Below are 9599 nucleotides of genomic sequence, written 5' to 3' on the forward strand. Positions count from 1 at the left end.
GCTTGAAGCTGAACTAAGGTGGATTCAACAGTTGCTGTTGAATCCATTTTACGTTTTCAGGACTGAATATTTTTTCAATATGAATCCAGACGGGGTGAAAACCGTAGCCACCATGTTTCATTTCATTGAGTGCATCTGCAATCGGCCAGTTTTCAAAAATAATCCGGTACATGGCAATACTTGCACCGGTACGGTCCGAACCATGATAACAATGAATAAGTATCTTGTGATTTAAGGCCTTGGCTTGCTGAATCTGCCGCATGACCTGTAATAAATCTTCACGGTTCATTGCCCAGGTGTGGATGGGGATATGAACCAAGTTAAAATCCGTGGAGGGCAGCACGGTCAGATCTTTATTTCTTGATCTTAGATTAATCACCACATCAATATCATGTGCCTTTAATTGCGGAATCAGCTCAGTTGAGGGCTGCTCACTACGAAACACATGCTCGCTAATTTGATAAAAATTATCTGTTTGATTAATTAATGTTCCCCAGTGCGTAGGGCGTTGTTCAGGTGGAAGTGCGGGTGTGGTCATGCATCCCATCAAGCTTGAGCTACCCAGTAAAATGGCAACAACTGTTCTTTTGATCATGCTAGATAACGCGCCAATTCAATCGGATCATGCGCACAGATAATCTCGATATTTTTTTCATTTTGTGCCAGTTGCTGGATGTTGTGCAAGTTATCTATACGCATCTGGTTATTTTCAGTAAAAAAACGCTCCAGTTTATCCAGTGTTCTCAGCCTGTTTTTAGGGTCAAGTTGCAGGTGAGAGTAATAGGCATCGCCACAGAAAAAAAGCCATCCATCCTGCTGTTTAATGGCAATTCCACAATGCCCTTGGCTATGACCTAAAAGTGGAATCATTAAAATTTCGTCTTGAAATAAGCGGAAGCCTTTTACTTGATGCAGGTTAAACCAGGTTTCACCCTGATCGGGTTCGATGAAGTTCCAGTATTGGTGTTGCTTGAATTGCTGGGTTTTATAACGGGCTTTATTTTTTAGGGAAAAAAAGCTTTGAGTAGTATTATATTCGCTGGAAAGCACATGCACGGTGGCATGCGGAAAATCGGAAATACCACCGGCATGATCAAAATCAAGATGGGAGATCAGTATATGCTTCACATCTTGAGGGCTAAACCCGAGCTTTTGAATCTGCGCAATTGCCGTGAGTTCTAAATTGTTTTCGATGCGGCCTAGCCGTGAGACCAGATTGCCTAAACGGGCTTTGCTATGCAGATAATCTTGTACGCCTAAACCGGTATCCACCAGCACTAAGCCTTGATCGGTTTCCAGCAGCAGGCAATGACAAACCACTTTGGCATGTAAGCCCTTTTGTCCGAAGAGTGGACCACAAACCGGGCACATGGTGCCGCAATGCAAATGATGGATGTTATAGATCACAATATTTATTCTTAAGATGATTAGGCGTATTTATAAACGGGCTGTGAAATAAACACCAACCTGATTTTGTAATTTAATTTTTGAGCAGCATAAAAAAGCCCGTCATCAGACAGGCTTGAACAAGATCAGGACATGGCTCGTCATTTTAGTCCTGATTTTTAGCATAGCTGTTCATATTGTGTTCGGAGCGAACATTATTTGTTTATTTTAACTCGAAGCATAGCTTCTCGTCTTGCGTTCGGGCGGCAGTGCCTTGCTGATCCTCACTCAGGCTGTGGCGTAAGGCGTAAGTATGGTGTTACAGCTTTATAGCCTTTAGGGAAACGTTGTTTGATTTCGTCTTCATCTTTAAGAGAAGGCACAATCACCACGTCTTCACCTTGCTGCCAGTTAGCCGGTGTTGCTACTTTATGGTTATCTGTTAGTTGCAGCGAATCAACCACACGTAAAATTTCATTGAAATTACGGCCAGTTGAAGCTGGATAAGTGATGATCAGACGTACTTTTTTGTTTGGATCAATGATCACTAAAGAACGAACCGTCAGGGTTTCACTGGCATTCGGGTGAATAAAGTCATAAAGAGTAGATACTTTACGGTCTTGATCGGCAATGATCGGGAAATTAACCGTGGTATTTTGGGTTTTGTTAATATCGTTAATCCAGCCTTTATGTGACTCAACATCATCGACTGACAAGGCAATCGCTTTAACACCGCGTTTTGCAAATTCATCTTTCAGCTTTGCGGTATAGCCCAGCTCAGTGGTACATACTGGTGTGTAGTCCGCAGGATGGGAAAATAAAATCCCCCAGCTATCACCCAAAAAGTCGTAAAAATTAATGCTACCTTCGCTTGAGTCTTGCACAAAATTTGGTGCGGTATCGCCTAAACGTAATGTCATTTTTATAGCCTCATCTGCTTTGTTATCTATGTTGATGCGATCTAATATGACGCATTTTTTTTTGCAATGAAAATAGTGTTTTTGTATTTCTTTATGAGTATATGGAATATAGAGGCCGTGATTGATTGTTAAAATCTGGATGAATGATGAATTTTATGACTATATTGCCTGTATAAAATTTGTTACATTGTTTGGCCTTAGCTGTCGTGTGCTAGAACGAGTGATCAGAATTTTTTAATTGGTTTTGTGCAAACCCCTTGTACTTCAAATTTCTAGCACCATAATAACGACTGAGAAAAAATTTATTCATTCGACAAGCAAGATTTAGAGAGTCTATTCATGTTGGCAAGTCTGATCGGAGGAATCTTCGGTACCAAAAATGAGCGCGAACTCAAACGCATGCGTAAAATCGTAGACAAGATTAATGCGCTCGAGCCGACGATATCTGCACTAAGCGATGCAGACTTATCTGCAAAAACTGAAGAATTCAAACAACGATATAATAAGGGCGAAAGCCTGGATAAATTATTGCCTGAAGCATTTGCTGTTTGTCGTGAAGCGGCAAAGCGGATCATGGGAATGCGCCACTACGATGTCCAGTTGATTGGTGGTATTACACTTCACGAAGGTAAAATTGCAGAAATGCGTACTGGTGAAGGTAAAACCCTGATGGGGACCTTGGCCTGTTATCTGAATGCGATTAGCGGTGAAGGCGTTCATGTCATTACCGTAAATGATTATTTGGCGCAGCGTGATGCCGAGTTAAACCGTCCCTTATTCGAATTCCTGGGTCTGAGCATTGGCATCATTTATTCCATGCAAGATCCAACAGAGAAAGCTGAAGCCTATCGTGCCGATATTACTTACGGTACCAATAACGAATTCGGTTTTGACTATCTTCGTGACAACATGGTGTTCTCTCTGGCCGAGAAGAAACAACGTGGCTTAACCTATGCGATTATCGATGAGGTCGATTCGATCCTGATCGATGAAGCACGTACACCGTTGATTATTTCGGGTCAAAGTGATGACTCGTCTCAGCTTTATGCAGCCATCAATAGCATTCCGCCAAAACTTCATGCGCAAAAAGAAGAAAAAGTGCCGGATGGCGGTCATTTCTGGATTGATGAAAAACAGCGTCAGGTTGAAATGACTGAAGTGGGTTATGAAGCTGTAGAAGACCAGTTGATTCAGATGGGGTTGCTCGCTGAAGGTGAAAGCTTGTATTCACCCTCTAACCTGAATCTGGTTCATCATGTTGCTGCAGCAATTCGTGCCCATTTCCTTTATCAGCGCAACGTGCATTACATCATTCATGATGGTGAAGTCATCATCGTGGATGAAAATACTGGCCGTACCATGCCGGGTCGTCGTTGGTCAGAAGGTTTGCATCAAGCGGTTGAAGCGAAAGAAGGTCTGGAAATTCAGCCTGAAAACCAGACTTTGGCAACCACCACTTTCCAGAACTATTTCCGCCTTTATAAAAAGCTTTCTGGTATGACCGGTACAGCTGATACCGAAGCTGCGGAGATGAAAGAAATTTATGGTCTGGATGTAGTACTGATTCCAACCCATCGACCAATGATCCGTAAAGATGAAAACGATCTCATTTATTTAAACCGCAATGGTAAATACAACGCCATTATTCAAGAAATTCAGCGAGTGCATGAAGAGGGTGTTGCACCGATTCTGATTGGTACAGCAACCATTGAAGCTTCTGAAATTCTTTCTGAAAAATTGAAAGAAGCGGGTATTGCACATGAGGTGTTGAACGCGAAGCAGCATGAACGGGAAGCAGACATTATTGCCCAAGCGGGTTCACCACGTGCTGTGACCATTGCAACCAACATGGCCGGTCGTGGTACCGACATCTTGCTGGGCGGTAACTGGAAAGCCAAACTTGCCAAAATTGAAAATCCAACCCCTGAAGATGAAGCACGCTTAAAAGCCGAATGGGAACAAAACCATGAAATGGTATTGGCCTCTGGCGGTTTGCATATCATTGGTTCAGAACGTCATGAATCACGCCGTATCGATAACCAGCTGCGTGGTCGTGCCGGTCGTCAGGGTGACCCGGGTGTTTCACGTTTCTATCTGTCGCTTGAAGATGACCTGATGCGTATCTTCGCTGGTGATCGTGTGGTTGCGATGATGCGTGCGATGGGTTTGCAGGAAGATGAAGCCATCGAACATAAGATGGTGTCGCGTTCGATTGAAAATGCACAACGTAAGGTAGAAGCACGTAACTTCGACATTCGTAAGAACCTGTTGAAATACGATGACGTGAATAACGAACAGCGTAAAATCATCTATTCACAACGTGATGAAGTGCTTGCTGAAAGTACGCTACAAGATTACATTGAGGAAATGCATCATGAAGTCGTGAAGGGCGTGATTGCTAACTACATTCCACCTGAATCGATTCATGACCAATGGGATATCGATGGTCTGGAACGTGCATTGCGTGAAGAGCTCGGTATTGATTTACCGGTCAATCAATGGCTGGAAGAAGACCGTCGTTTAGATGAAGAGGCATTGGTAGAACGTATTTCTGACGAAATTGTTACACGCTATCGCAATCGTCGTGAACAAATGGGGGATGAATCAGCAGCCATGCTGGAACGTCACTTTATGTTGAGTGCCTTGGATCGCCACTGGAAAGATCATCTTGCAGCGATGGATTACTTGCGTCAGGGTATTCACTTGCGTGGTTATGCGCAAAAGAACCCTGAACAGGAATACAAGAAAGAAGCCTTTAACCTGTTTGTAAACATGCTGGCTATCATTAAATCCGATGTAATTACAGATCTTTCACGTGTTCATGTTCCTACAGCTGAAGAACTGGCGGAAATGGAAGCACAGCAACAGGCTCAAGCAGAAGCAATGAAGTTGAATCTGACTCATGCAGAATTTGATAATTTGTTAGCCACCGATTTAACCGGTACTGAAACTGTAGAAGTTGAGTCAGGCTTTAGTCCAGCTGAGCAGACATTTGCACCGCCTGCAAGCCGTAATTCGCCTTGTCCATGCGGTTCGGGTTTAAAATACAAGCAATGTCACGGTAAAATTTAATTTTTATCTTAAGCATTCAGCCACTTTATATATTTATTTCCCTCCGGATTTGAATCGATAAAGTGGTTTTTTATTGCAACAAAATAAGAGTTTATTTTTGCAAGAAGTGAATATGTTTGCAGAGCACTAAATTAAGTGGTATTTAGTGCATATTGATGAATATTGAGTAGCGGAAAAGATAATGAAAAAAGTATTACAACCATTGATGATTTTAGCTTTAGTTATTCCAGGTTTGGCTTTTGCAAATGAGTCATCAAAAAATACAGCGGCAAATGCTGTGAAAGATGAAAACACTACGGTTATGAGTCCACGTACCGGAATTCGCTATACTTTTGCGAATCCGCAGCAACGTCCAGTAGTGCTAAAAACTACAGCAATCACCCCTGTAAATGCAGCTAATGCAAACCGCATTGTGGCATCAAACCCGGCTTTATCTGCGGCAAGTCAGGAAAAAGCCAAGCAGGCACTGTTGTCGGAATCGGCTCAGTTGGCTTCCAACTAAATCTAATATATTGCTAAAACCAGTCTGCGGACTGGTTTTTTTGTGCCTGAAAATGTCAAACTGATAAAAAATAAATCAAACAAAGTGTTCTGCTCGATTTTTTGCTGAATTTCTACTAAGCTGTCTTTTTATCACGAACTTATTTGGAAGTTTAAAAATGGCGGTGGGTGACTTAACAATGCCACAGATGCATGTGGTTAAAGGTGTAAAAATTGGTTCAGCTGAAGCATATGTACGCTATCAGAACCGACGTGACCTCGTTATTTTTGAATTTGCTGAAGGTTCAAATGTGGCCGGTGTATTTACTCAAAATGCATTCTGCGCAGCACCGGTACATGTGTGTAAAGCCCATTTGCAAGTAGGTAATCCACGTTATCTGGTCATAAATACTGGGAATGCCAATGCAGGGACTGGTAAAATCGGTATGGCGAATGCTCAGGCGGCTTGTGCCAAACTGGCTGAACTTGCCGGCGTAGCTGCTAGCGAAATTTTACCTTTTTCAACTGGTGTGATTGGCGAGCAGTTGCCTATTGAACGCTTGATGAATGGCTTGCAGCCTGCTTTAGACTCTTTAAAGGAAGATGCTTGGTTAGATGCGGCAACAGGTATCATGACCACGGACACACTGCCTAAAGGGGCATCAGAACAGTTTGAAATGGATGGCGTGACTTATACCATGACCGGTATTTCTAAGGGTGCCGGCATGATTCGTCCAAATATGGCGACCATGCTCAGCTATGTTGCGACCGATGCACCCATCAGCCGTGAACTGGTACAGCAGCTATTAAAAACCACGGTGAATGTTTCATTTAACCGTATTACCGTAGATGGTGATACCTCAACCAATGACTCCTGTATTTTTGTGGCAACAGGTCAGGCAGGCGGTACTGAAATCACCTCAACTGATGATGCACGTTATGCAGTAGTTCTGGATGTTTTGACCCGTGTTATGAAACGCTTGGCTCAACTGATTGTACGTGATGGAGAAGGGGCGACCAAATTCATTACTGTTGCAGTTGAAGGTGGAGCAGATACCCAGGAATGTTGCGATGTAGCGTATAGTATTGCCCATTCTCCACTGGTAAAAACTGCAATTTTCGCCTCAGATCCGAACTGGGGACGTATTCTGGCCGCGATTGGTTATGCAGGGGTTAAAAACTTAGATGTTGAAAAAATCCAAGTTTGGTTAGATGATGTACAAATCTGTAAAGATGGTGGTGCGGCAGCAGACTATACGGAAGAAGCTGGTGCACGCGTGATGTCTCAGGCTGAGTTGACCATTCTGGTCGATTTGGGACGAGGCCAGGCAAAAGATACTGTTTATACCTGTGATCTGTCTTATGACTATGTCAAGATTAACGCGGATTACCGTTCGTAAAATTCAAATTGAGTGACAAAGCCTCCGTTGTGAGGCTTTTTTAGCATTCAATCAATCGGCAAAGGGCTGGTGAATGAGCAATTGCCCCCATATCATCAGTGACTTGAGTACGCTTGTGTTAGGGCAAGCATGAAGATAGAGAAGACGTTGTTATGAATGATGCGACCAATTTAATTGCCAATGACGCAAAATCGATTGTGCAGGCGCATTTAGATCGTTTAGGCGAACCTAAAGATATTCATTTAAGTGATGAGGTTAAACAGGAGAAGTTTGCACAAATTCTGGCAGAACTCAAAAAACGTGATGCTGTCCTTGTCGCTCACTACTATTGTGATCCTGAAGTGCAAGAAATTGCTGAATTGTCTGGCGGTTGTGTTTCTGATTCCCTTGAAATGGCACGTTTTGGTCGTGACCATCCTGCCAAAACCTTGGTGGTCGCTGGGGTCAAATTTATGGGGGAAACAGCAAAAATTCTTTCTCCTGAAAAAACCGTACTCATGCCAACTCTGGAAGCGACCTGTTCGCTGGATTTGGGCTGTCCAGTCGACGAATTTACTGCGTTTTGCAATGCACATCCGGATCACACTGTCGTGGTCTATGCCAATACATCTGCTGCTGTTAAAGCACGCGCAGACTGGGTAGTAACCTCAAGTTGTGCTGTGGAAATTATTGAGCATCTCGATAGCCTGGGTGAAAAGATTATTTGGGCACCGGACCAGCATCTGGGGCGTTATATCCAGAAGAAAACTGGTGCAGATATGCTGCTTTGGGATGGGGCTTGTATTGTGCATGAAGAATTTCGTGCACGCGGTATTGCTAGTATGAAAGCATTGTATCCGGATGCAGCCGTATTGGTCCATCCGGAATCACCAGAGTCAGTGGTGGATATTGCTGATGCTGTGGGAAGTACCTCTCAACTGATTAAAGCAGCACAAACCCTTCCGAATGAACGTTTAATCGTTGCAACCGACCGCGGTATTTTTTACAAAATGCAACAAGCCGTTCCAAACAAGATTTTGATTGAAGCTCCGACAGCGGGTGAAGGGGCGACCTGTCGCTCATGTGCGCATTGTCCGTGGATGGCTATGAATGAACTCGATGGAATTTTAGAGGTTTTACAAAAAGGTGATCAAGAAATACACGTTGATCCTGTACTTGCAGAACGCGCTAAATTGCCACTTGATCGTATGTTAAGCTTTAGTGCGAGTCTAAAACGTTAATTTTGATCAAAAAACACCTAAAATGCTTGATAAATAAGCGGTTGAAGTGATTTTTTAAGTTTTTTTGAATATAGGTGTTGACGTCTCTTGGCGTCACGCCTAAAATGCACCCCGTACCGCACGATGTGCGATACACTAAAAGCTGAGATGAACGGAGTATGGCGCAGCTTGGTAGCGCATCTGGTTTGGGACCAGAGGGTCGTAGGTTCGAATCCTACTGCTCCGACCAATTCTTCAAGGCAAGTATCGCATGATAGTAATATCATCGGTCATGCGCCTGTAGCTCAGTTGGATAGAGCATCCGCCTTCTAAGCGGATGGTCACAGGTTCGAATCCTGTCAGGCGCGCCATTTGGTAGTCTGGTATTTAGAGCCAAAATGTTGTAACGGTGGATGTAGCTCAGTTGGTAGAGCCCCGGATTGTGATTCCGGTTGTCGTGGGTTCGAATCCCATCATTCACCCCAATTTCGGAGTATGGCGCAGCTTGGTAGCGCATCTGGTTTGGGACCAGAGGGTCGTAGGTTCGAATCCTACTGCTCCGACCATTTTAAGTATAAACTTAAAAGTAAATGATCCGCTTAAATGCGGTTTTTTTATGCCTGAAATTTGATAATAACATTCAACATTCAACATTCAACATTCAACATTCAACATTCAACATTCAACATTCAACATTCAACATTCAACATTCAACATTCAAAAGGGCTTAAATAATAGATCTCTTGCGAAAGTCATTATTGAAAATTTATCCGGTTTACCAGTGCAGCGATTAAGTTAATGCGTAAACCGAATCTTTTCCGTCTATTTCGATAGCGTTCACTTAATATTCTAAATGTTTTCAATTGACTATTGATGTGTTCGATCACAACTCGTATTTTTCCAATCATTTTATTGTACTTTTTCTCAACATCAAATAAGGGTATATTCTTCTTTTTCTTTATTGGCATCAATAATTTAAAGCCATCTTGCTCTAATCCGTAGTACCCTAAATCGGTCATAACATATTCACAATGTTTGAATTTCTTAACCGTTTTTCTTGCCAGTTTAATGTCATGCTGACTGCCATTCGATATATCTAGCCCTATGATTTGTTTGCTCTTTGGATGATAGATCACTTGTGC

8 protein-coding genes and 4 tRNA genes are annotated in these 9599 nt (G+C 42.9%); 8 read left to right on the plus strand and 4 right to left on the minus strand.

Annotation, left to right across the window (positions count from 1 at the left end; genetic code table 11):
* Positions 1 to 13: 13 nt before the first annotated feature.
* The 3 genes from FTU91_RS04285 to FTU91_RS04295 all read right to left on the minus strand — a co-directional run bounded on the left by FTU91_RS04285 (position 14) and on the right by FTU91_RS04295 (position 2306).
* Positions 14 to 595: a dual specificity protein phosphatase family protein gene (locus FTU91_RS04285; protein WP_166171325.1), complete on the minus strand. Its 582-nt coding sequence runs from the start codon at positions 593 to 595 to the stop codon at positions 14 to 16.
* Positions 592 to 1407, minus strand: a complete 816-nt coding sequence (locus tag FTU91_RS04290) for an MBL fold metallo-hydrolase (RefSeq protein WP_166171327.1) — start codon at positions 1405 to 1407, stop codon at positions 592 to 594. Before FTU91_RS04290 ends, FTU91_RS04285 begins: the two co-directional genes overlap by 4 nt.
* A 263-nt stretch (positions 1408 to 1670) precedes the next feature.
* A complete protein-coding gene (locus FTU91_RS04295; RefSeq protein ID WP_166171329.1) occupies positions 1671 to 2306 on the minus strand; it encodes a peroxiredoxin in 636 nt (211 codons plus the stop codon).
* 339 nt (positions 2307 to 2645) lie between these two features.
* On the opposite strand from FTU91_RS04295, the gene secA reads away from it, so the two are divergent.
* The 8 genes from secA to FTU91_RS04335 all read left to right on the plus strand — a co-directional run bounded on the left by secA (position 2646) and on the right by FTU91_RS04335 (position 9023).
* Positions 2646 to 5378, plus strand: a complete 2733-nt coding sequence (gene secA, locus FTU91_RS04300) for a preprotein translocase subunit SecA (protein ID WP_180081098.1) — start codon at positions 2646 to 2648, stop codon at positions 5376 to 5378.
* Positions 5379 to 5559: 181 nt separating this feature from the next.
* Entirely contained in the window at positions 5560 to 5880 is a 321-nt protein-coding gene (locus tag FTU91_RS04305) for a hypothetical protein (protein WP_086197495.1), read from the plus strand.
* A 157-nt stretch (positions 5881 to 6037) separates the two neighbouring features.
* The gene (gene argJ, locus FTU91_RS04310; RefSeq protein WP_180081101.1) at positions 6038 to 7258 is read left to right on the plus strand and encodes a bifunctional glutamate N-acetyltransferase/amino-acid acetyltransferase ArgJ; all 1221 of its coding nucleotides are present in this window, start codon (positions 6038 to 6040) and stop codon (positions 7256 to 7258) included.
* 152 nt (positions 7259 to 7410) lie between these two features.
* The gene (gene nadA, locus FTU91_RS04315) at positions 7411 to 8478 is read left to right on the plus strand and encodes a quinolinate synthase NadA (protein ID WP_166171333.1); all 1068 of its coding nucleotides are present in this window, start codon (positions 7411 to 7413) and stop codon (positions 8476 to 8478) included.
* A gap of 152 nt (positions 8479 to 8630) precedes the next feature.
* Positions 8631 to 8707: transfer RNA gene (locus FTU91_RS04320), tRNA-Pro, on the plus strand.
* Positions 8708 to 8751: 44 nt separating this feature from the next.
* Positions 8752 to 8828, plus strand: a tRNA-Arg gene (locus tag FTU91_RS04325).
* 38 nt (positions 8829 to 8866) lie between these two features.
* Positions 8867 to 8942, plus strand: a tRNA-His gene (locus FTU91_RS04330).
* 4 nt (positions 8943 to 8946) lie between these two features.
* Positions 8947 to 9023: transfer RNA gene (locus FTU91_RS04335), tRNA-Pro, on the plus strand.
* A gap of 189 nt (positions 9024 to 9212) precedes the next feature.
* Here the strand turns inward: FTU91_RS04335 and FTU91_RS04340 are convergent.
* Positions 9213 to 9599: transposase (locus FTU91_RS04340; RefSeq protein WP_180081108.1), on the minus strand; the 387-nt coding region annotated here is incomplete at its 5' end.

The sequence above is a fragment of the Acinetobacter sp. YH12201 genome (assembly GCF_013418145.1).
In the GTDB taxonomy this organism is placed as follows: Bacteria; Pseudomonadota; Gammaproteobacteria; order Pseudomonadales; family Moraxellaceae; genus Acinetobacter.

Bases quoted from the DNA above. Each gene is read 5' to 3' on its own strand.
- FTU91_RS04285 (WP_166171325.1), bottom strand. From the start codon at position 595: ATGATCAAAAGAACAGTTGTTGCCATTTTACTGGGTAGCTCAAGCTTG.
- FTU91_RS04295 (WP_166171329.1), bottom strand. From the start codon at position 2,306: ATGACATTACGTTTAGGCGATACCGCACCAAATTTTGTGCAAGACTCA.
- secA (WP_180081098.1), top strand. From the start codon at position 2,646: ATGTTGGCAAGTCTGATCGGAGGAATCTTCGGTACCAAAAATGAGCGC.
- FTU91_RS04305 (WP_086197495.1), top strand. From the start codon at position 5,560: ATGAAAAAAGTATTACAACCATTGATGATTTTAGCTTTAGTTATTCCA.
- argJ (WP_180081101.1), top strand. From the start codon at position 6,038: ATGGCGGTGGGTGACTTAACAATGCCACAGATGCATGTGGTTAAAGGT.
- nadA (WP_166171333.1), top strand. From the start codon at position 7,411: ATGAATGATGCGACCAATTTAATTGCCAATGACGCAAAATCGATTGTG.